Raw genomic sequence first — 21,031 nt, 5'->3', positions numbered from 1 at the left:
TAGGTGCAGACGAGGGCTTGTGAAAAAATACATTATTGCTACAGAAAGGTATGCTCCTCGCGAATACCGCTCTTCTTGTGGCGGAGGCCACCGTTTACTTCACCGTCATGATGGCACTGTTGCACGCCCGCCGTGTAATAGGCATCGGTGTTTTCATGTGCGCGCTCGGGGTCATGCACTTTCTGGAAACCTATCTGGCGAGTGTCTATTACGTTGAAACACCTGTCGGAATCATCTCACCGGGCTCAACGGTGCTTTTTTCCGGCAAGTTGTTGATGATCCTGTTGCTTTACATTCGCGAGGATGCGCTTGTCGCGCGCCAGCCGATCTACGGCCTGCTTATCGGCAATTTCCTGATCGTCGCTCTGGTGATGCTCCTGCGGAACCACGACACGGTCGGCGTTGTCGGCGGCCGTGTGCCCGACATCGGCTTCGTCGACGAGATGGGGTGGCTCATGGTCTGGGGGACGAGCCTCCTGTTCATCGATTCCATTGCGATCATTGTTCTCTACGAGCGTCTCGGCAAATGGCTCGGTAGGCATTTGTACCTGCGGTTCCTGATCTGCGGCGCTGTCGTTTTGACCTTCGACCAGGCCGGCTTCTACCTGGCGCTTCGTTATGTCTCCCATGTCCCGATCGAGGTGTTTTTCGGCGGCTGGGCCGCGAAGATGGCAGCAACGCTCGTCTACACCCTGTTCTTTACGATCTACTTGAAGTTTTTCGACGACGAGACGTCCTGGCTGACCAACCGGTCCTTCAAGGACGCCTTCCAGATCCTGACCTACCGGGAACGCTACGAAGACTTGCTGCAAGTCGTAAACAGGGATCATCTGACAGGGGCCTTTCACCGCAGGCACTACGACACCTATGCGCCGGACGTTTTGAAATCCGGACTGGAACAGAGCAATCCGGTCAGCTTCCTCGTCATCGACATCGATTACTTCAAGGCAGTCAATGACCGGCTCGGACATCAGACCGGTGACGAGGTCCTGAAGACGATTGCCCGCCTGCTGCAGGAGAACCTGCGCTCCGAAGACCATCTCTACAGATACGGCGGCGAGGAATTCGTCCTGATCTGCGATCGTATGGACGGCGAGGCCGCGTTTGCCCTGGCAGAACGGATCCGCAGGATCATCGAGCGCTTTTCGACCATCTATCTGCCGGAAAAGGCGACCGTCAGCATCGGGGTTGCGAGCGCGCCGGAAGACGGGCGGACCATCAGGGCGCTGTTCGAGAAGGCGGACAGCCGCCTCTATCAGGCAAAGAGTTCCGGCAGGAACAAGGTCATCGGTCCGGCCGCCTGACAGGCAGTTTGGTTGGCCAAGTGACCGACATGGCATTTTCCTGAAGACAGGGACTTCGCAACGCGGCCTTTGTCGGGTTAAACGATAGCCCATGTTTTTTTCGACGAAAGATACCGGTCCCGTCGCGGACGCTGTCAAGCGCCATTGGGTCGATACGCATCTGCCGGCCTGGGCGCGGCCTTATGCGCGCCTGGCGCGCTGGGAACGGCCGATCGGCTGGTGGCTGCTGCTGTGGCCGTGCTGGTGGTCCGCGGGGCTAGCCGCGATCGCACAGGAGGCACCCTGGCCGAACCCGTGGCATCTCGCACTCTTTCTGATCGGCGCGGTCGCCATGCGCGGTGCAGGCTGCACCTACAACGATCTCGTTGACGAGGATATTGACGCACAGGTGGAACGGACCCGCTCGCGGCCGATCCCGGCCGGCCAGGTCAGCCGCCTGCAGGCGAAGGTCTTTCTGGTGCTGCAGGCGCTGGTCGGGCTTGTGGTGCTCGTCCAGTTCAACACCTTTGCCATCGGGCTCGGCGTGGCCTCGCTCCTGCCGGTTGCCATCTACCCGTTCATGAAACGCATCACCAACTGGCCGCAGTTTTTCCTAGGGTTGGCCTTTTCCTGGGGCGCGCTCATGGGATGGGCGGCGGCTTTCGGGTCCCTGAGCTGGGCTCCGGTGGTTCTTTACATCGGCGGGATCAGCTGGACCATCGGCTACGACACCATCTACGCCCATCAGGACAAGGAGGACGACGCGCTGGTCGGCGTCAAGTCGACCGCGCGTCTGTTCGGCGCCTGGACGAAACCGGCCATCTTCCTGCTTTATGCCGCGGCGACGGTCCTGTTCGTTGTGGCTGCCAGCCTGGCCGATGCAGGTCCCGCCGCCTTTGCCGGCATCGTCATCGGTGCAGCGCACCTGGCCTGGCAGGCGATCATCCTGGATATCGACGATCCGGACCAGTGCCTGAAGCTGTTCCGATCCAACGCCACATACGGCTGGATCCTGTTCGCAGGCTTCGTCGTGGACGGTCTGATCCACTGGCTCTGAAGCTAGAGCGAAAGCAGCATGAAGGACCGGGCAGCAAGGACCCGGTCCGGATGTCACGCCACTTTTGATCGGCGGGAAATGTCCTGCCGTCCGCCGGGAGAGGCAGGCCTTTCGCTTGGCGCGCTGTCCGAATCCGCGGTTTCTTTTTCTGCAGTGATCATGGACATCGCCAGCCGGTTGCGGCCGCGGCGCTTGGCATTGGCGAGCGCAAGATCGGCGGCCCGCAGGGCATCCTGAATTTCGGTTTGGCGAATATCCCCGCCGCTCAGGCCCGCGCTGAGCGTGGCCGGAAGGCGGCCATCCGTCGCGCTTTCGCTGGATTTCGCGAACTGGCGGCGGATCTCTTCCGCCAGCAGGGCCGCCTTGCCGATCGGAATCCCGCCGTAAAAGACGGCAAAGCAGTCGCCGTTGAGGTGGCTGGCAAAGATTCTGTCTTCCCTGGCGCTGTCTTCGCAGATACGGGCCAACAGCTGAAGGATGGCGTCGCCGAGCACCTGGCCGTATTTGTCATTTGCGGCCTTGAATTCATCGATGTCGAAAATGGCAATCGCAAACGGCGCATGCGTGCTGTCCTGGCTCTCGATCCATGTCCGGATCATTTCTCCGAAGGCGCGCCGGTTGGACAGACCGGTCAGCGGATCCATCCGCGCCTGGGTCCGGAAGAAAAGCTGTTCCTTCTCGATGATCATCGCAAAAATAAGGATGATGGCCGCAACCGTGCAGAGCAGGGCGACCAGCAGGTAGATCTTGGCGAAATCGTGCTGAAAGATGAAAGGCAGCGACGGGTCGCTCGCAGCATATGCGTTTATGGCGTAATACGCGCTTCCGGCCGCCAGGACGAACGTGGTCATCCCGTTCAGGCGCGCGGTATAGAGATTGTCGCGGTTGCGGGTGAAGCACAGCAGCGAGATCCAGACGAGGCTGCTGCCCAGTGCAAACTGTACGGCGATAATCCGGGCAGTGGTGTTTTCCAGGAACGGGGGATAGGCACACAATGCCAGCCAGAGGAGTCCCGGCAGCGCCGCCAGCGTAAAATAGGGTTTGCGTCCGAAAAAGACGCTGATTGCCATCCGCGCGAGTCCGATCCCGAACAGCAGGAGCGCGTTGCCCATCACGATGCTTGCCCAGTCCGGAATAAATGTGCGCAGGCCGACCATCACATTTCCCAGGCCGAGAAACAGATGTGTCAGCGACCAGATACCGATGCTGGAGATCTGGGCTTCGAACCGGTTCGAAAACAGGCGCCAGACAAGGAAGAACAGGATCCCCCCTGCGAGATGCACAACCGTAATGGCGATCAGCAATGTGGATGCGTCGACGGGCATGAAAACTGTTTCCCCAGGCTGCGTGCGCACGCGGCCCATAAAACAAAATCAGCGGTTGTATTTATCGGGTAAACGTCAATTTTACCTTACGATATTGATAATTATTACGAGACCTTTCTTGGGCGTCAGGTCCGGGCGATGATCTCGCGTTCGCCGCGGTGGATCATCCGGGCCGTCGCATCCGCACCTGTCTTGCGGCGGACCAGAAAGCGGGGCCGGCGCCCGGTCAGGAGGGCCAGTTTGCGGCGCGGCGAGGGGCCGGCGGCCGGACGGGCCGAATAGGCTTCGATCGGTTTGACCTTGCCGCCCAGGTCGCAGACCAGCATCGGCAGGCCGAGCGACTTCGACCAGGCGGGCCAGATGGCTGCGAGCTCTTCCGGATTTCCCGTTTCGGCCAGAAGGACCGACAGGCCGTCGTTCGGATGCTTCAGGATCAGTTTCGCGCAGACGGTCCCGTTCTGGTCTGCCGGAGCAAGCTGAACCATGACGCCGTCGAACGCCTTCACGGGAACCACGGTGCCGGCCGGAGCCTCGGAGGCGACCGGGTTGATCATGGCACGCTCCCGGTCGAGATTGACCTCGACCGCCCGGACATCCGGATGGCTGCCCGAAAACGTGCCTGCCTTGCTTTGGAAGGTAAGGGGCAAACGGCCGGGGTCGAGCGGGAAACCCGTGCTCGCCCCGGCTGCGGTGGCCGCCTCATATGCTGTTTGACGTCCCAATGTGCCTCTCCGTCGGACCTGTTTTGTTTTTGGTCTCGCGAATGAGGTCAATCTAGCAGCATGAAGTACCGATCAGCTTAACAGGCACAGTTAAAAAAGTCTGATTTTTAAGAGGGTTACCGAATTTTCACCAATGGGTTCAGGTTTTGTGAACCATGACCTGTCCACCACGTCCTTGCCCTTGGCTGGACATCGTCCTAAACAATCCCTCCATCAGGAGAACCGATATCCATGTCAGACATCATTGACCAGAGCGAACTGGAAAGCCGGGCGGAGCGCCTGGTCGAGGCTGCTAGGAAGGCCGGCGCAGATGCCTGCGACGCCGTCGCGATCACTGGTGTGTCGCTATCCGTCGATGTGCGTGACGGCAGGGTCGAGGAAACCGACCGGGCGGAAGGGGACGATGTGACCTTGCGGGTCTTCGTCGGCAAGCGCGCCGCGTCCGTTTCGGCAAACACCATCGATGATCCGCAAGCGCTGGCCGAGCGGGCCGTTGCCATGGCCCGGGTCGCGCCTGAAGATCCCTTTGCCGGGCTAGCCGACAAGAACCGGCTGCTGACCAGCCTTCCGGAGCTGGAAATGCTCGATACGAAGGAACTGGATGCTGCCGCCGTGACCTCCCTTGCCCTTGAGGCGGAGGAAGCCGGACTTGCGGTCACGGGTGTGTCCAAGTCCGGCGGCGCCGGCGCGTCCTGGCGCCTGGCCGGCGTCGTGCTGGCGACGAGCCATGGATTTTCCGGCGCCTACCTGACGTCCCGTTACGGTCTGTCGATGACGGCGGTCGCCGGTGAAGGCACCGGGATGGAGCGCGACTACGACTACGATTACCGGACGTTTTTCGAAGATATGGAAAACCCGGCCGATATCGGCCGGCGCGCAGGCGAACGGGCCGTACGCCGGCTCAATCCGCGGAAGATTTCCACCCGGACGACCAACGTCCTTTATGAATCGCGGGCGGCGCGCAGCCTGCTCGGACATCTTGGCGGAGCGATCAACGGTGCGTCCGTTGCCCGCGGCTCCAGTTTCCTGCGCGACAAGATGGGCGAGCGGATCTTTGCGCCCGGCATCACCATCGTCGACGACCCGTTCAAGCCGAGGGGAGCCGCCACCCGGCCTTTCGACGGCGAAGGGACGGGGGCGAGCGTTCTGAACATGATCGACGACGGCTATCTGCGGCACTGGTTCCTGGACAGCGCTTCGGCCCGCGAGCTTGGACTGGAGCCGAACGGACGGGCCCATCGCGGCGGATCCGGAACGGCGCCGGGGCCGACCAACCTGACGCTCAATCCCGGCGCGAAGTCGCCGGAGGAATTGATGAAGGAGGTCGGTGAAGGCCTGCTCGTCACCGATCTGATCGGCCATGGCGTCAACGGGGTGACCGGCGATTATTCGCGCGGCGCGGCCGGTTTCTGGTTCGAGAACGGCGAACCGGTCCAGGCCGTCAGCGAGATCACCATCGCCGGCAATCTGAAGGACATGTTTGCCCGGCTGGTGCCGGCAAGCGATCTCGATGCGCGCTACTCTGTGGCAAGCCCGTCAATCCTCATCGAAGGACTGGCCCTTGCCGGAGACTGATCCGAATCTGGACGATCTCACCCTGCTGGAAGAGGCGGCAAGGCACGCCGGTGATATTGCGCTGTCCTTCTTCGGCGGCGATCCGAGAACCTGGTTCAAGGACAACAAGTCGCCGGTCTCGGAAGCCGACATGGAGGTCGACGGCTACCTGGCGGAAGTCCTTAGGGTGGCCCGGCCGGACTACGGCTGGCTGTCGGAAGAGGCCGTCGACAACAAGGAGCGCCTTGCCCGCCCGCGGACCTTCATTGTCGATCCGATAGACGGAACCCGCGCCTTTCTGGCCGGCGGCGACGAATGGACGGTGGCGCTCGCGGTTGTCGATCGCGGCCGGCCGGTGGCAGGCGTGGTCTATTGCCCGGTCCGCAAGGAACTGTTTTCTGCCGCCGCGAGCCATGGCACCCGGCTGAACGGTGAGAAGATAACCGTTTCGGAACACGACGCCATACAAGGTGCGCGCCTGTCCGGACCCCATTCGATCGTGGCGAACGAGGAGATTCTGCAGGCCGGTTTCGAGCGCATGCCGAACATCCGCTCGCTGGCCTACCGGATCGCTCTCGTTGCCGCGGGCCGGGTGGAAGTCGCCGCGGCGCGCGGTGGCCCGAGCGATTGGGATCTTGCGGCTGCGGATCTTTTGGTGCAGGAAGCGGGCGGCAGGTTGACCGACCTGGCAGGGAATGGTGTCACCTACAACAAGGCCAGCACCCGGCACCCGGGCCTGATTGCGGCGCCGCAGCGCCTTGTCCGGCCAGTGTGCGAAGTCATTTCAGCAGCCGTCGGCAAATAGCAGGCACGGCTTACTCAGCAGCGGGATTTGAACAATGAGCGAAACCGATACTTCCAAGCAGCTCCTGCATCTTGTGTTCGGCGGTGAGCTGGAAAGTCCGGAAGGCCTGACCTTCCGAGATCTGGATGATCTGGATATCGTCGGCATCTATCCCAACTACGCCAAGGCCTATGAGGCCTGGAAAGCGAAGGCGCAGGCCACGGTCGACAATGCGCATATGCGCTATTTCATCGTCCATATGCACCGGCTTCTGGATCCCGACGCAACTGCATGAGCCCAAGCCAAGATCTGGGGCCCGTTCGGACTTTTTGAAGAAATGATCAAACGTATCGGCCGTCACCCCGCCGTCGTAAGGGGTGTCGGTTCTTTCCTCGCCGGATATCTGAAATTCGTCTATCGAACCAACCGGTTCGTTTTCGATCCCTCCGACCTGTACGGAAAACTCGATCCGCATCTGCCGGTCATCTTCGCGATGTGGCACGGACAGCATTTCATCGTCCCTTTTTTTTCGCCCGAAGGCTGGCCGACCCGCGTGATGATTTCCCGGTCGGCGGACGGAGAGGTCAACGCGACGGTCATTCGCAAGCTCGGGATCGGCCTGATCCGGGCATCGGGAAGCCAGAAGAAACATCAGATCGCCAAGCGCGGCGGCATGCGCGGCTTCATCGAAGCGCTCAGGGCATTGAAGAACGGCGAAAATATTGCGATGACGGCGGACGTGCCGAAAGGGCCTGCGCGTGTGTCGGGCAGCGGGATCGTTCAACTGGCCAGACACTCCGGACGCCCGATCGTCCCGGTTGCGGTGGCAACGAGCCGGAGCCTCGATCTTTCGACCTGGGACAAGGCAAGCGTCAATCTGCCGTTTGGCAAGGGGGCCGTTGTGGTGGACGAGCCGATCTACGTTTCGGCGGAAGCCGATGACGAGGAACTGGAAAATGCCCGCAAGAGTGTGGAAGCCGGTCTGAACCGGGTGACGGCGCGGGCCTATGAACTCGTCGGGCGGAGCGATGGCTGAAGCTCGCCCCCTTCTGGTGACGCTTTATCTGGCGGTCGCAAGGCTCGCGGCTCCTCTCTACCGGCTTGTGCACCTGGTGCGATGCCGGACGGGCAAGGACGATCCGGCACGGGGAAACGAGAAATGGGGCCGGTCCGCCATTCCCCGGCCGAAAGGTCCCCTGGTCTGGATCCATGCGGCAAGCGTGGGCGAGACGAATTCGGTCCTGCCGCTTGTTGAAACCCTCTGCAATCGCGGGTTCTTTGTTCTTCTGACCACGGTTACCCGCACGTCTGCGGAACTGGCGGCGGCAAGACTGCCGGGCCGGGCGCTGCACCAGTTTGTGCCGTTCGACAGTCCGGGTTTTGTGGGGTCCTTTCTCGGTCACTGGAAACCGGACATGGCCATGACCGTGGAATCGGAGATCTGGCCGGGCATATTCGTCGCAATCCGTGAGCGGCGGATTCCGTTCATCCTCATCAACGGCCGCATGTCCGATCGCAGCTTCAGGGGCTGGTCGCGCTCGCCCGAGGCCGCTGCCTATCTCTTCGGCTGCCTGGATATCACGCTCGCCCAGACGCCTGCGGATGCCGGCCGCCTGGAAAAACTCGGCTGCCGGGATGTGTTGTGCCCGGGAAACCTGAAATTCGATGCCCGTCCGAAGGATGCGGATCCGGGGCAACTGGATCAGTTGACGAAGGCGGCCGCCGGCCGGCCCGTCTGGCTGGCGGCCCTGACCCATCCCGGCGAAGATGAAATTGTCCTGGGCGCGCATCGCGCAATCCTGGATAAACAACCCGATTGCCTGCTGATCCTGGTGCCGAGACATCCCGCACGTGGAGATGCGATCGAAGCGCTCGTTGAAACGCAAGGCTTCTTTCTTGCCCGGCGCAGCCGGGACGAGCTGCCGGAAGCCGGGACCCAGGTCTATCTGGGGGACACGCTCGGCGAGATGGCGCTGTTTTACCGGCTGGCGCCGATTGCGTTCGTCGGCGGATCCTATGTCGACGTCGGTGGACATAATCCGGTGGAGGCGGCAAGCTTCGGCGCAGCCATTCTCTCCGGTCCGAAGGTGGCCAATGCCCGCGCGATCTACAAATCGCTCTGGGAAGGCGGGGCGGCGAAAAGGATTGAACATCCGGAAAAACTGGCCGAAGCGGTTCTGGCCTTGCTGAACGGTGACGGAGAGCGGAAACGGCTGGTGGCGCGGGCCGCCGAAATTGTCGAAAGCGGGCGCGGTGCGCTGAAGCAGACACTCGAACAGCTGGAACCGCTCATTGCAGAAGCGGTCCAGACGGCCGGGGACGGAGCAGGGAAATGAAGCAGGCACCGGATTTCTGGTGGCGGCGGGGCTTCAGCTGGCAGGCGCTTGTTCTCGCCTTGCCATCCCTCGTTTACGGGCGCATTGCCGGGCGGCGGATGCTGCAAGAACCGCGCGGCCGGGCATCGGTGCCTGTCGTCTGTATCGGAAACTTTGTCGTCGGGGGCACGGGCAAGACGCCGTTCAGCCTCCGGCTGGCGGAACGCCTGAAATCGGAAGGCTACAAACCGGCCTTTTTGCTGCGCGGCTACGGCGGTTCGGCGGAGGGGCCGCTTGTCGTCGACGCTTTCGAGCATGACGCGGAAACCGTCGGCGATGAAGCGCTGCTGCTGGCCCGGCAGGCGCCGACCGTGATTGCCGCCGACCGGGTCGCGGGCGCCGACCTCATCCAGGACCTCGATGCCGATATCATCCTCATGGACGACGGCTTTCAGAACCCGGCGCTGCACAAGGACCTCAGCATCGTCCTGGTCGATGCCGAAACCGGCCTGGGAAACGGACGCTGTCTCCCGGCAGGCCCCTTGCGGGCGCCGTTGAGCATGCAGATCCTCAAGACCGATGTCTTGGTGGTCGTGGGCGAAGGCGACGCGGCGCGGCAAGCCGTTCATCTCGCCTCGCGCAAGGGGCTGCCGATCTGCACCGCGACGGTGGAAGCCGAAGACACGGAGCTGCTGCGGGAATGCTCCCTGCTGGCCTATGCCGGGATAGGGAGGCCGCAGAAATTCTTCGCCACCCTTGAAAAACTGGGGCTGGACGTCGCCGAAACCCGCGCCTTTGGCGACCATCACGGATTTACCGAGAAGGAAGCCGAGACCCTGCTGACCAGGGCGGAGGCCGGCGGGCTGCAGCTGGTCACCACATCGAAGGACATGGCGCGGCTGAAGACCGCGCGGCACGAGATCTTCCGCTGGCTGGCCGCGCGCTCCGCCGTTTTGAACGTGACCATGAAAATCATAGGGGAGGACCGGCTGATCGGCCTCATCCGCGAGATCAGGCGGTCGCGCACCTTCAGGCGCTGAGGGAATAAATCAGTCCGTCCGCTGAAGATTGGCGATCACCCGTCCCATCACGCCGACGAACGTGGTTTGTGCGTCTTCCGACGGAGGGACTGGGGGCTCGTTCCTGATACTGGCGGTGTCAGTCCCTGGCCGGATGCGTTTCCTTGTAGCGCTTGAGCGAGGCGGCCGCATCGACGTAGGCCTCCTGGAGGTCCACGGACCAGTATTTCAGCTCTTCCAGTGGAATGGCGGCGCCTGTGACCGCGCAGCGGACGAACGTGCCCGTGCTTTCGACCTGATAGTCGCCGTCGAGGTATCTGATCTTGGCTTCGCTCGGCATGCGCGGATTTTCGTAACGGTTCATCATTTTTATTATCCGGGGTGGCGAAAATGCCGGCACCTTTGATTGCTCAAGCGCCGGCTTCCATCTTTTGCGCGATCCTAGAGCATCGGGCGCTAACTTTGAAGCATTTGATGTCTGAAAACAGTTCATTCGGCTAAGCGCGTCGTGAAGCGTGATGCGGTGCATCGTGCAAGCGGCGCAACGCAGCCGATGGACTGCTTTCAGACACCCGAAGGGCCGGGCTCTTTTGCCCGCTGACCGCGTTGGCTCGCGCTTGTGGTGGGAAACACCACGGCGCGCAATCCGCCTTGCCAGCAGACAAAAGCGCGCCGGTCAAATGGTTCAAAGTTATCGTCCGATGCTCTAGGCAGTCCGGCGGGACAGGGCAGGTCTTGGGCAGAATACCTAGCCGGATTCAGTCGAAAGCCGGGGGGCGGACGTCTCCGGCTCCTTTCGGACCGGATGCGGCGCCCCGGATCGGGTCTTGCGAGTGGAGAATTGTTCCCGGCAGGTGAAATCATTTGAAAAATGTCTATGTTACCGGGAACGACACTTCTCATACCGGACCCGGGCAGGGACGCAGGCAAGGCCGCGACCTGCCGGCAGGCTTCTGAAACAGGGATTTCACCATGGCCGATATCACCTCCGATCTCATTGAAACGTCGGGCCTTGGCCTAGAGACCGCTCGTCGGATCACGGCCGATGCCCTGTCCGGCGCCGATGACGGCGAGCTTTTCGTCGAATACCGCCAGTCGGAAGGGCTGGTCTTCGATAACGGCCGGCTGAAAGGCGCCAACTATGACACCGCACAGGGTTTCGGTTTGCGCGCGGTTGCCGGTGAGGCGGCAGGCTATGCCCATTCGGGCGAAATCTCCGAAGCGGCCCTGAAGCGGGCCGCCGATGCGGTGAGCGCAGTCAAGACCGGGTATTCGGGTTCCTATGCGGCCGCGCCTGCCCGCACCAACCAGTCGCTCTATACCGATGCCAATCCGCTCGGCGGGCCGAGCTTCGAGGAAAAGGTCAAGCTCCTGCAGGAAATCGACGCCTACGCACGGGCGAAGGATCCGCGGGTGCGCCAGGTAACCGCATCGCTTGCCGGCGCCTGGCAGGTGGTCGATATTCTCAGGGCCGACGGTCATCGCGTCCGCGACGTGCGCCCGATGGTCCGCATGAGCATCAACGTGATCGCCGGGTCCGACGAGCGCCAGGAAACCGGTTCCTTCGGTTGCGGCGGACGGGAAGGCTTCGAGCGTTTCATCACGCCCGAAAACTGGCAGGCAGGGGTCGATGAGGCGCTGCGCCAGGCACTGGTCAATCTGGAGGCGGTTCCCGCTCCCGCCGGCACGCTCGATGTGGTGCTCGGTCCGGGCTGGCCCGGGATCCTGCTCCACGAAGCGGTCGGCCACGGCCTCGAAGGCGACTTCAACCGCAAGAAAACGTCCGCCTTCGCCGGACTGATGGGCCAGCGCGTGGCCTCTCCCGGTGTGACCATCGTCGATGACGGCACGATCCCGGACCGGCGCGGCTCCCTGAGCGTCGACGACGAGGGCACGCCCTCCAGCCGCACCACGCTGATCGAAGACGGCATTCTCGTCGGCTACATGCAGGACCGCCAGAACGCCCGGCTGATGGGAATGGATCCCACCGGCAACGGCCGCCGCCAGTCCTATGCCCACATCCCCATGCCGCGCATGACCAACACCATCATGCTGGGCGGCGACAAGGAGCCCGAAGAAATCCTGTCGTCGGTAAAGAACGGGATCTATGCGGTTGCCTTCGGCGGCGGCCAGGTCGACATCACCTCCGGCAAGTTCGTCTTTTCCTGCACCGAGGCCTACAGGATCGAGAACGGCAAGGTGGGCGCGCCGGTCAAGGGCGCCATGCTGATCGGCAACGGGCCCGACGCCCTGACCCGCGTTGCCATGATCGGCAACGACATGAAGCTCGATCCGGGCATGGGAACCTGCGGCAAGCAGGGGCAGGGCGTTCCCGTCGGTGTCGGCCAGCCCTCCATGCGCATCAATGCGCTGACGGTCGGCGGCACAGCGGTCTGACGGCGTAGTCTCCGGGCTTCGGGGTGCTGAAGCCCGGCAAATTGCCGCTCTTTATACCGGACTTCGGAAATGAGTTACCGATTCGGGTTACAGTCAGTCGCTGACGGGCTTTGCGGCTGATTTGAAACCGGGAGACAGAATGGCGGCTGACGGCGTACCTCCGTTTCTTCATGAAGCGATCGTTCTTCTGACGGCGACCGTCGTGGCGGTGCCGATCGCCAAGCGGCTCGGGTTGGGGTCGGTCGTCGGCTATCTGGCCGCCGGTGTCGTCCTCGGCCCCTTCGGCTTCAAACTGATCGAGGCCGGCAAGGATGTGCTGCATGTCGCCGAACTGGGCGTGGTTCTGCTGCTGTTCGTGATCGGTCTGGAGCTCGATCCGAAGAAATTGTGGCGGATGAAGCGGGACATTTTCGGCCTGGGAACCGCCCAGGTCGTCCTGACGGGGCTGACGTTTTTCGGCGTCGCTTCCCTTGCGGGCCTGTCGACCGGCGCAGCCCTGGTCGCCGGTTTCGGCATGGCCCTGTCCTCCACCGCCTTTGCCCTTCAGATCCTGCAGGAACGCGGACAATTGTCCTCCGCCTACGGTCAGCGCGCGTTCGGCATCCTGCTCCTGCAGGACATTGCCATCGTGCCGCTTCTGGCGATGGTTTCCATCCTGGCGCCGGGGGAGGCCGGTGAAGGCGGTCCCGGCATTCTGGCGGAAACGGCCAAGACGCTCGGCGCCGTCGCGGCGGTTATCCTGGCAGGACGATACCTGGCCTCTCCGCTGTTTCTGTTTCTGGCCGGAAGCCGGGCCCGGGAAGTCATGCTGACCGCAGCCCTTCTGGTTGCGCTGGGAAGCGCGGACCTGATGCATACGGTCGGCCTGTCCATGGCGATGGGCGCGTTCCTGGCAGGGGTCCTTCTTGCCGAATCCAGTTTCAAGCACACGCTGGAAGCCGATATCGAACCGTTCCGCTCTCTGTTGATGGGCCTTTTCTTCATCGCGGTCGGCATGTCTCTCGATTTCTCGGTTCTTCGGAACCATCTGGCGGAAGTGCTTGCCGGCGTGGTCGTCGTCATGCTGATCAAGGGCGCCTATCTCTGGGGGCTGACCCGGGTGAGCGGGTCGTCCAATTCCGATGCGCTAAGGGTTGCGGTGACCTTGCCCCAGGGCGGGGAATTCGCCTTCGTGCTCTTTACCGCGGCGATCGGCAGCCGGGTCCTGGACTATCAGCATGCCAATATCCTGAACGCGATCGTCATCATCTCGATGCTGATGACGCCCCTGGCCTGTCTCGGCCTCGATGCGGTCGCCGGCCGCATGAAGGCGAGAGGCAGCGACAGCCCGGCCATCGAGACCTTCGAGGAGGCGATGCCGACCGTCCTTGTCATCGGATTCGGTCGGTTCGGGATGATGGTCGCGCAGATCCTGACGTCGGAAGGTCTCGAAATCACGGCGATCGACAACCGGCCGGACCGGATCGCCTACGCGCGCAAGCTCGGTTACAAGGTCTATTACGGCGATGCCACGCGCGCCGACGTGCTTGCCGCCGCGGGCGCGGGCAAGGCCGCCCTGATTGCCATGTGTATCGAAAACGATCGTGTCATGGGCAAATCGATCGAACTGATCCGGGAAGGCTTCCCCAAGGCGCTGTTGTTCTGCCGGGCGACGGACCGGGCGCATGCCCTCGCGCTGACGAAACAGGGCGTCGACTACCAGATCCGGGAAACGTTCGAATCCAGCGTCGCCTTCGGAAAGGCCGCCCTGGAACGGCTCGGCATTCCCCAGGACCGCATTGCCCAGGTTGAAGAGGATGTCCGCCGCCGCGATCAGGAACGGCTGGACATGGAAATGACCGATGGTCCGTTCGCCGGGACCGACCGGCTCCACGGCATTACGCCGCGACGGTCGGCTGCCGCCGACGAGGACGACAAGCCTGGCCCGTCCGCCTGAGGCAGAAGTCCGGGATGTTGGCGGTCAGATCGACCGGTGGTCAGATGGCCAGCGATCAGGGCAGGGCGTCGAAGCCTGCGGAAAAGCCCTTCAGCGAGATCGGGATGCCGATGCCTTCTTCCGGGGTCTGGAAGATGATGAAGGTCGCCTGTCCGCCGGCTTTCAGCTTGGCCAGCAGCGCATCTTCCAGAATGACTTCGGCGATGCAGCCGTTGGGCAGGCAGCGGACGAAGCCGGCCCGGCCGATATCCGTATCATCCACTCTCAGTCCCAGACCGGAAGGCAGGAGAACGCCGAGAGGCGCAAGGACCCTGAGGATCCGTGCCTGTTTGTCAGCCGTTTTCAGCACAATGACCGACAGGCCCACGTTTTCGCGGTCTTCGGCCGTAACGTTCTGGATAAGGGCGCATTGCTCGCTTGTGGCGCCCGGGGGCGTATCGCAACGCATTTGCCAGTCGCCATGGGTCGACTTGACTTCTCCCTGGGCCGAAACCGGCGGGGTCGAAGTGGCAAGGCCTGCTGCAATCACGCTCAGGGTCAACAGCGCCTTGCAGAGTTTTTTGCCGTAATGTCCGGCCGACGTCCGGAGAAAAGCAGTACGGTATTGCAACGAACGGATCGACAAAGAATCCTCCAGTCAATTGCGCCAGTCGATTCCGGCCTGGATCACATGAGTTTTCAACCGTAATCCAGAAGACGAATCAGCGTCAGATTTCATCGGCGACATTGCCGCAACAGGGTGCCCATGACCAGCCCGTAGGCACTGTCGATAGCATATTCCTTGGTTTTTTAGCGGAATTCGGGCGGTCATTGACAAATATCAACTGGAAGGGTTCTTGCTACGGCAAAATAAAAACCGTTAACACCATTGCAGATAGGCGATTGTTGTGGTTTTTGTGCGGCATTAGGCCTCTAGCGTGATGCATGCGGCAGATCGCCGCTCCAGCTACGGGCCAGATCGCGCTACATTGGCGATTGTGTTTATGATGCGGCAAATCCGGATCGGAATGCCGTTTCTTGGGCAGGGTTCTGCCTAAATGTTGAGCGGGCTTCACGGCCCGGGAAATAGGCATGCGTGGTCCGCCTGGAATTGGGCGGATTAAGAGGGAAGGGAGCGTAGACGTGAAGGCTATCTTCAAGCGTCTCATGAAGCTGACGGGCGGTGCGGCTGCACTCGCCGCTTCAACAGGGGCGGTTCTGGCGGAATCCGGAATCAAGCCGTGGCAGATCGGGCTGCAGGAGTCCGATACCGAGATCATGGACGGCATCCATTCGTTTAACAATCTGACACTCGGAATTGTCACCGTCATCACGCTGTTTGTCCTGGCCCTGCTGGTGATCGTGATGGTGCGGTTCAACTCCAAGGCCAATCCGACACCGTCGCGGACGTCGCACAACACGGTGATCGAAGTGGTCTGGACGATCGTTCCGATCCTGGTCCTTGTCGTGATTGCGATCCCGTCGTTCCGCCTGCTCTTCAAGGAGCTCGACATCCCGGAATACGACATGACCGTCAAGGCGACCGGCTACCAGTGGTACTGGGGCTATGAATACGCCGACGAGGGCATGGAGGATGTGAGCTTCGATTCCATCATCATGAGCGACGACGAGCGCAAGGATGCCGCCGAAGCCCGTGGCATCGATATTTCGCAAGTGCCGCGCCTCCTGGCCGTCGACAACACCATGGTGGTGCCGGTGGGAAAGACCGTGCGTATTCAGGTGACTGCGGCCGACGTGCTTCATTCCTTCGCCATGCCTGCATTCGGCATCAAGGTGGATGCCGTTCCGGGCCGCCTGAACGAAACCTGGTTCCGTGCCCGCAGCACCGGCATCTACTACGGTCAGTGCTCCGAGCTTTGCGGCAAGGATCATGCCTTCATGCCGATCGCCATCCGCGTCGTCACCCAGGAGCAATACGATGCCTGGGCTGAGGCAGCCAAGGAAGACGTCGACGAGGCGAACCAGCAGCTGCTGGCCAAGATCGACGCCGAGCGCAAGTCTGCCGCTGCAGACACCGCCAAGGCCAACATGAAGGTCGCCGCACGGTAAGCTTCCGGACGGCAATGAAACTGGGGAAGCTGCGCGCTCAGGGCAAACAGGCGCGCAGCGCATGAAATCTACGAGGGAGCACAAGCATGGCTGCGACCGACGCCCACGCAGCGCACGATCATCCGACAGGATGGCGCCGCTACGTTTATTCGACGAACCACAAAGACATCGGCACGATGTACCTGATCTTCGCGATCATCGCAGGTATCATCGGCGGTTTCCTGTCCGTGATGATGCGGTGGGAACTGGCTGAGCCGGGTATTCAGATCTTCCACGGCCTGGCGTCCATCGTCTACGGCGCCGAGGGGGATGCCGCGATTGATGCCGGCAAGAGCATGTACAATGCCTTCACGACGGCGCACGGCCTCATCATGATCTTCTTCATGGTCATGCCGGCCCTGATCGGCGGTTTCGCCAACTGGTTCGTGCCGATCATGATCGGTGCTCCGGACATGGCATTCCCGCGCATGAACAACATCTCCTTCTGGCTCCTGCCGCCGGCATTCCTGCTGCTGCTGCTCTCGGCCTTCATGCCGAGCGCGCCAGGCGCCTACGGTGTGGGGGGTGGTTGGACCATCTACCCGCCGCTGTCGACCAGCGGCCAGCCCGGACCGGCCATGGATCTGGCGATCCTGTCGCTGCACATTGCCGGTGCCTCCTCGATCCTCGGGGCGATCAACTTCATCACCACGATCTTCAACATGCGCGCACCTGGCATGACCATGCACAAAATGCCGCTGTTCGCATGGTCCGTGCTGATCACCGCGTTCCTGCTGCTTCTGTCCCTGCCGGTTCTGGCCGGCGGCATCACCATGCTGCTGACGGACCGCAACTTCGGCACGACATTCTTCGATCCGGCCGGCGGCGGTGACCCGCTTCTGTTCCAGCACCTGTTCTGGTTCTTCGGCCACCCGGAAGTGTACATCCTGATCCTGCCGGGCTTCGGCATCATCAGCCACGTCATTTCCACCTTCTCCCGCAAGCCGGTCTTCGGTTACCTGGGCATGGCCTATGCCATGGTCGCCATCGGCGTCGTCGGCTTCATCGTGTGGGCGCACCACATGTACACGGTGGGCATGTCCGTCGACACGCAGGCCTATTTCGTGGCGGCCACCATGGTGATCGCAGTGCCGACGGGCGTGAAGATCTTCTCCTGGATCGCCACCATGTGGGGCGGCTCCATCGAGTTCCGCACCCCGATGGTCTGGGCGATCGGCTTCATCTTCCTGTTCACCGTCGGCGGTGTGACCGGGGTGCAGCTTGCCAACGCCGGTCTCGACCGCGCCCTGCACGACACCTATTACGTTGTGGCTCACTTCCACTACGTGCTCTCGCTCGGTGCCGTGTTCGCGATCTTTGCGGCCTGGTACTACTGGTTCCCGAAGATGTTCGGCTACATGTACAATGAAACGATCGGGAAGCTGCACTTCTGGATCACCTTCATCGGCGTGAACCTGATCTTCTTCCCGCAGCACTTCCTGGGTCTTGCCGGCATGCCGCGCCGGTACATCGACTACCCGGATGCGCTGGCCGGCTGGAACCACGTCTCCTCCATCGGCTCCTACATCTCCGCCTTCGCGGTCCTGGTGTTCCTCTTCGGTATCGTCGAGGCCTTCGCCAAGAAGCGCGCCGCCGGAAACAATCCGTGGGGCGAAGGTGCAACGACGCTCGAGTGGACCCTGTCGTCCCCGCCGCCGTTCCACCAGTTCGAGACGCTGCCGCGCATCAAGTAACGGCAAACGGCCGGCAGACCTTCCGGGGTCCGCCGGCCGCCACCGACAACCGGCATCGCGCCCTCAGGCGCGGTGCCGCAACACAAAAAGCACCGGCACGCAAACAATCGCCGGTTCGGGAAGAGAATAAGGATAGGCCGCATGTCGCTCGCAGAGCGCCACGAAATGATGACCGGGCAGGACGCCACCTGGGAAGGTGGAATGGGATCGGTCGGTGACTACATCGCGCTGTTGAAGCCGCGCGTCATGTCACTGGTGATCTTCACCGCCTTCGTCGGCATGATGCTGGCTCCGGGTCAGCTGCATCCGGTTCTCGCCGGCGTGGGCCTCCTTTGCATCGCCATCGGCGCAGGCGCTTCCGGAGCGCTGAACATGTGGTATGACGCCGACATCGACCGCATCATGTCGCGGACGAAAAAGCGCCCGATTCCGGCCGGCAAGATCACGCCCGACGAAGCCCTGGTCTTCGGCCTGACCCTTTCTCTCGGATCCGTCCTGACGCTCGGTCTCGTGGTGAACTGGTTCACCGGAGCCTTTCTCGCCTTCACGATCCTCTTCTACGTGGTGATCTACACCATGTGGCTGAAGCGCTCCACGCCGCAGAATATCGTCATCGGCGGTGCGGCCGGCGCATTCCCTCCGATCATCGGCTGGGCGGCGGTAACGGGCAATGTCAGTCTGGAAAGCCTGATCCTGTTCCTGATCATCTTCATGTGGACGCCGCCCCATTTCTGGGCGCTGGCTCTGTTCAAGAGCGGCGACTACCGGGCCGCAGGCATCCCGATGATGCCGGTCGTGGCCGGGGAATCCTCCACGCGGACCCAGATCCTCGCCTATGCGGTCATCCTGGCGCCGATCGTGGTCAGCCCGTATCTGCTCGGCTTCGCGGGCCCGGTTTACGGCGGCGTTTCGTCCGCCTTGAGCGCCGTGTTCGTTGCCCTTGCCTTCAACGTCTGGCGCAAGCGCGAAGGCGATGCGGCGCGCAAGGCCGCGATCCGGCTTTTCAGCTATTCCATTCTTTATCTCTTCCTGATTTTCGCTCTTCTCCTGGGCGAAAACCTTCTGACGCGGATGGTCTGAGGTGGTCATGGAAGACGATCGTGTGAAGCTGACCGAAAAGCAGAAGCAGGCCCGCCGCTCGCGCTCGATCGCGATCGCACTGGTGCTCGCTGCCCTGGTCATCCTGTTTTACGTGGTCACCATCGTGAAGATGGGGCCTGACGTTCTCACCAGGCCCTTGTGAGGATCGCAATGACCAACCGTCCCGCCACAGAATCTGACATGTCTGCGCGCCGGAACCGGATCGTCGGTCTGGTGTGCGCCGGCCTGTTCGTCTCTATGATCGGTGCGGCCTATGCCGCCGTTCCGCTTTACCAGCTCTTTTGCCAGGTGACCGGCTACGGCGGCACGACCCAAAGGGCGGAAGCCGGCTCCGATGTGATCATCGACCGTGAAATCACCGTCCGGCTCGACGGCAATGTCAATCCGGCATTGAACTGGTCCTTCAAGCCCGAGGTGAAGACCGTCAAACTGAAAATGGGCGAAACGGCCCAGATGGTTTATCTGGCCAAGAATACCGGTAACCGCAAAACCACCGGGACGTCCGTCTTCAATGTCACGCCGAATGAAGCCGGTGTCTATTTCAACAAGATCCAGTGCTTCTGCTTTACCGAGCAGGCGCTTGAGGCCGGTGAGACTGCGGAAATGTCCGTCGTGTTTTTCGTCGATCCCGAAATGGCGAAGGATCCGAACCTGACACACGTGAAGGAAATCACGTTGTCATATACCTTTTTTCCGGTCGAAGAGCCGGTTAAACCAGTTGCGGTACGGACCGATGACGGTTCGGTCGCAAAAGATAGGCTATAGAACCGTGGCGATGGACGCGACGGTATTTGGGAACTCCGGGGAGCACGCCTATGGCTGAGGCACACACCAAACATCACGACTACCATCTGGTCGATCCCAGTCCGTGGCCGTTTATCGGCTCGATCGGCGCATTTGTCATGGCCATCGGCGCCATCGGCCTGATGAAGGGCCTTCAGGACAAGGAATTCGCGATCTTCGGTATCGACCTCACCGGTTGGGGCATCTTTGCCGTTGGTCTGGCGATCGTCCTGTACACGATGTTCAGTTGGTGGCGTGACACGATCCGTGAATCGCATGAAGGTCATCACACCCGCGTCGTTTCGCTCCATCTGCGCTATGGCATGCTGCTGTTCATCGCTTCGGAAGTGATGTTCTTCGTTGCCTGGTTCTGGGCCTATTTCGACGCGTCGCTGTTCTCCGGCGAAACCATTCAGTATGCCCGCGCCGAATTCACCGGTGGCCATTGGCCTCCCGCAGGTATCGAAACCTTCGATCCCTGGCACCTGCCGCTGCTGAACACGATCATCCTGCTGACTTCCGGCACGACCGTGACCTGGGCGCACCACGCCCTGCTGCACAACGACCGCCAGGGCCTGAAGTGGGGCCTGACGCTGACCGTTCTGCTCGGTGTGCTGTTCACCATGACCCAGGCGTTCGAATACTCGCACGCTGCCTTTGACTTCAGCGGCAACATTTACGGCGCGACCTTCTTCATGGCGACCGGCTTCCACGGCTTCCATGTGATCGTCGGTACGATCTTCCTGCTGGTCTGCCTGATCCGTGCTCTGAACGGCGGCTTCACTCCGGAAAAGCACTTCGGCTTCGAAGCGGCTGCCTGGTACTGGCACTTCGTTGACGTGGTTTGGCTGTTCCTCTTTGCCTCCATCTACGTCTGGGGTGCGGGCGTGCCTGCCGCCCACTGATCCGGGCACAAGTGAAATTGCCAGGCGCCCGGTCCTCGCGTGGGATCGGGCGCTTGTCGTTTGAAAAC

20 protein-coding genes are annotated in these 21,031 nt (G+C 61.8%); 16 read left to right on the top strand and 4 right to left on the bottom strand.

Annotation, left to right across the window (positions count from 1 at the left end; translation table 11 throughout):
• Window positions 1-50 precede the first annotated feature (50 nt).
• Complete coding sequence (locus tag HK439_RS07430) at window positions 51-1,304, top strand: sensor domain-containing diguanylate cyclase (RefSeq protein ID WP_190290765.1); 1,254 nt, start codon at window positions 51-53, stop codon at window positions 1,302-1,304.
• Between the two features lie 91 nt (window positions 1,305-1,395).
• Window positions 1,396-2,340, top strand: coding sequence for a 4-hydroxybenzoate octaprenyltransferase (gene ubiA, locus HK439_RS07425; RefSeq protein ID WP_190290764.1), 945 nt, complete (start codon window positions 1,396-1,398; stop codon window positions 2,338-2,340).
• Between the two features lie 53 nt (window positions 2,341-2,393).
• On the opposite strand, the gene HK439_RS07420 is transcribed toward ubiA, so the two are convergent.
• Both HK439_RS07420 and HK439_RS07415 read right to left on the bottom strand, forming a co-directional pair.
• Window positions 2,394-3,665 (bottom strand): GGDEF domain-containing protein, encoded by a 1,272-nt coding sequence (locus HK439_RS07420; protein WP_190290763.1) that lies wholly within the window; start codon window positions 3,663-3,665, stop codon window positions 2,394-2,396.
• Window positions 3,666-3,790: 125 nt separating this feature from the next.
• Entirely contained in the window at window positions 3,791-4,387 is a 597-nt protein-coding gene (locus HK439_RS07415) for a DUF6101 family protein (protein WP_190290762.1), read from the bottom strand.
• Window positions 4,388-4,618: 231 nt separating this feature from the next.
• On the opposite strand from HK439_RS07415, the gene HK439_RS07410 reads away from it, so the two are divergent.
• Genes HK439_RS07410 through lpxK form a run of 6 tightly spaced genes read left to right on the top strand, consistent with a single transcriptional unit; the run spans window position 4,619 to window position 10,080 of the window.
• Entirely contained in the window at window positions 4,619-5,962 is a 1,344-nt protein-coding gene (locus tag HK439_RS07410; protein ID WP_190290761.1) for a TldD/PmbA family protein, read from the top strand.
• The gene (locus HK439_RS07405) at window positions 5,949-6,746 is read left to right on the top strand and encodes a 3'(2'),5'-bisphosphate nucleotidase CysQ (RefSeq protein ID WP_209011629.1); all 798 of its coding nucleotides are present in this window, start codon (window positions 5,949-5,951) and stop codon (window positions 6,744-6,746) included. Before HK439_RS07410 ends, HK439_RS07405 begins: the two co-directional genes overlap by 14 nt.
• Before the next feature lie 34 nt (window positions 6,747-6,780).
• A complete protein-coding gene (locus HK439_RS07400) occupies window positions 6,781-7,020 on the top strand; it encodes a DUF4170 domain-containing protein (RefSeq protein WP_190290759.1) in 240 nt (79 codons plus the stop codon).
• A gap of 42 nt (window positions 7,021-7,062) precedes the next feature.
• The gene (locus HK439_RS07395; protein WP_190290758.1) at window positions 7,063-7,761 is read left to right on the top strand and encodes a lysophospholipid acyltransferase family protein; all 699 of its coding nucleotides are present in this window, start codon (window positions 7,063-7,065) and stop codon (window positions 7,759-7,761) included.
• On the top strand, window positions 7,754-9,061 hold the full coding sequence (locus HK439_RS07390; RefSeq protein WP_190290757.1) for a 3-deoxy-D-manno-octulosonic acid transferase: 1,308 nt from the start codon (window positions 7,754-7,756) through the stop codon (window positions 9,059-9,061). The genes HK439_RS07395 and HK439_RS07390 overlap by 8 nt, the downstream gene beginning before the upstream one ends.
• Window positions 9,058-10,080 (top strand): tetraacyldisaccharide 4'-kinase, encoded by a 1,023-nt coding sequence (gene lpxK, locus HK439_RS07385; protein WP_190290756.1) that lies wholly within the window; start codon window positions 9,058-9,060, stop codon window positions 10,078-10,080. Before HK439_RS07390 ends, lpxK begins: the two co-directional genes overlap by 4 nt.
• A 118-nt stretch (window positions 10,081-10,198) precedes the next feature.
• Here the strand turns inward: lpxK and HK439_RS07380 are convergent, their stop codons facing one another.
• The gene (locus tag HK439_RS07380) at window positions 10,199-10,426 is read right to left on the bottom strand and encodes a DUF2093 domain-containing protein (protein ID WP_190290755.1); all 228 of its coding nucleotides are present in this window, start codon (window positions 10,424-10,426) and stop codon (window positions 10,199-10,201) included.
• Window positions 10,427-11,040: 614 nt separating this feature from the next.
• Here HK439_RS07380 and tldD point away from each other — a divergent pair.
• On the top strand, window positions 11,041-12,456 hold the full coding sequence (gene tldD, locus HK439_RS07375; RefSeq protein WP_419247578.1) for a metalloprotease TldD: 1,416 nt from the start codon (window positions 11,041-11,043) through the stop codon (window positions 12,454-12,456).
• 139 nt (window positions 12,457-12,595) lie between these two features.
• Window positions 12,596-14,392, top strand: a complete 1,797-nt coding sequence (locus HK439_RS07370) for a monovalent cation:proton antiporter-2 (CPA2) family protein (protein WP_190290753.1) — start codon at window positions 12,596-12,598, stop codon at window positions 14,390-14,392.
• Between the two features lie 55 nt (window positions 14,393-14,447).
• On the opposite strand, the gene HK439_RS07365 is transcribed toward HK439_RS07370, so the two are convergent.
• Window positions 14,448-14,936, bottom strand: a complete 489-nt coding sequence (locus HK439_RS07365; protein WP_190290891.1) for an invasion associated locus B family protein — start codon at window positions 14,934-14,936, stop codon at window positions 14,448-14,450.
• A 602-nt stretch (window positions 14,937-15,538) separates the two neighbouring features.
• Between HK439_RS07365 and coxB the strand changes: the two genes are divergently transcribed.
• The 6 genes from coxB to HK439_RS07335 all read left to right on the top strand — a co-directional run bounded on the left by coxB (window position 15,539) and on the right by HK439_RS07335 (window position 20,963).
• On the top strand, window positions 15,539-16,441 hold the full coding sequence (coxB, locus tag HK439_RS07360; protein ID WP_190290890.1) for a cytochrome c oxidase subunit II: 903 nt from the start codon (window positions 15,539-15,541) through the stop codon (window positions 16,439-16,441).
• Window positions 16,442-16,527: 86 nt separating this feature from the next.
• On the top strand, window positions 16,528-18,174 hold the full coding sequence (ctaD, locus tag HK439_RS07355; RefSeq protein WP_190290752.1) for a cytochrome c oxidase subunit I: 1,647 nt from the start codon (window positions 16,528-16,530) through the stop codon (window positions 18,172-18,174).
• Window positions 18,175-18,315: 141 nt separating this feature from the next.
• Window positions 18,316-19,254: a heme o synthase gene (locus tag HK439_RS07350; RefSeq protein ID WP_190290751.1), complete on the top strand. Its 939-nt coding sequence runs from the start codon at window positions 18,316-18,318 to the stop codon at window positions 19,252-19,254.
• A 7-nt stretch (window positions 19,255-19,261) separates the two neighbouring features.
• On the top strand, window positions 19,262-19,417 hold the full coding sequence (locus HK439_RS07345) for a hypothetical protein (RefSeq protein WP_190290750.1): 156 nt from the start codon (window positions 19,262-19,264) through the stop codon (window positions 19,415-19,417).
• A 38-nt stretch (window positions 19,418-19,455) separates the two neighbouring features.
• Window positions 19,456-20,040 (top strand): cytochrome c oxidase assembly protein, encoded by a 585-nt coding sequence (locus HK439_RS07340; RefSeq protein WP_235987668.1) that lies wholly within the window; start codon window positions 19,456-19,458, stop codon window positions 20,038-20,040.
• Window positions 20,041-20,090: 50 nt separating this feature from the next.
• Window positions 20,091-20,963 carry a cytochrome c oxidase subunit 3 gene (locus HK439_RS07335; protein ID WP_190290748.1) on the top strand — a complete coding sequence of 291 codons (873 nt, stop codon included), beginning with the start codon at window positions 20,091-20,093 and terminating at the stop codon, window positions 20,961-20,963.
• Window positions 20,964-21,031 lie beyond the last annotated feature (68 nt).

The sequence above is a fragment of the Roseibium aggregatum genome (assembly GCF_014692675.1).
In the GTDB taxonomy this organism is placed as follows: Bacteria; Pseudomonadota; Alphaproteobacteria; order Rhizobiales; family Stappiaceae; genus Roseibium; species Roseibium aggregatum_C.
This window is presented reverse-complemented; position numbering and strand designations above follow the sequence as displayed.

Bases quoted from the DNA above. Each gene is read 5' to 3' on its own strand.
- HK439_RS07430 (WP_190290765.1), top strand. From the start codon at position 51: ATGCTCCTCGCGAATACCGCTCTTCTTGTGGCGGAGGCCACCGTTTAC.
- ubiA (WP_190290764.1), top strand. From the start codon at position 1,396: ATGTTTTTTTCGACGAAAGATACCGGTCCCGTCGCGGACGCTGTCAAG.
- HK439_RS07420 (WP_190290763.1), bottom strand. From the start codon at position 3,665: ATGCCCGTCGACGCATCCACATTGCTGATCGCCATTACGGTTGTGCAT.
- HK439_RS07410 (WP_190290761.1), top strand. From the start codon at position 4,619: ATGTCAGACATCATTGACCAGAGCGAACTGGAAAGCCGGGCGGAGCGC.
- HK439_RS07400 (WP_190290759.1), top strand. From the start codon at position 6,781: ATGAGCGAAACCGATACTTCCAAGCAGCTCCTGCATCTTGTGTTCGGC.
- HK439_RS07395 (WP_190290758.1), top strand. From the start codon at position 7,063: ATGATCAAACGTATCGGCCGTCACCCCGCCGTCGTAAGGGGTGTCGGT.
- HK439_RS07390 (WP_190290757.1), top strand. From the start codon at position 7,754: ATGGCTGAAGCTCGCCCCCTTCTGGTGACGCTTTATCTGGCGGTCGCA.
- lpxK (WP_190290756.1), top strand. From the start codon at position 9,058: ATGAAGCAGGCACCGGATTTCTGGTGGCGGCGGGGCTTCAGCTGGCAG.
- HK439_RS07380 (WP_190290755.1), bottom strand. From the start codon at position 10,426: ATGATGAACCGTTACGAAAATCCGCGCATGCCGAGCGAAGCCAAGATC.
- HK439_RS07370 (WP_190290753.1), top strand. From the start codon at position 12,596: ATGGCGGCTGACGGCGTACCTCCGTTTCTTCATGAAGCGATCGTTCTT.
- coxB (WP_190290890.1), top strand. From the start codon at position 15,539: ATGAAGCTGACGGGCGGTGCGGCTGCACTCGCCGCTTCAACAGGGGCG.
- ctaD (WP_190290752.1), top strand. From the start codon at position 16,528: ATGGCTGCGACCGACGCCCACGCAGCGCACGATCATCCGACAGGATGG.
- HK439_RS07350 (WP_190290751.1), top strand. From the start codon at position 18,316: ATGTCGCTCGCAGAGCGCCACGAAATGATGACCGGGCAGGACGCCACC.
- HK439_RS07345 (WP_190290750.1), top strand. From the start codon at position 19,262: ATGGAAGACGATCGTGTGAAGCTGACCGAAAAGCAGAAGCAGGCCCGC.
- HK439_RS07340 (WP_235987668.1), top strand. From the start codon at position 19,456: ATGTCTGCGCGCCGGAACCGGATCGTCGGTCTGGTGTGCGCCGGCCTG.
- HK439_RS07335 (WP_190290748.1), top strand. From the start codon at position 20,091: ATGGCTGAGGCACACACCAAACATCACGACTACCATCTGGTCGATCCC.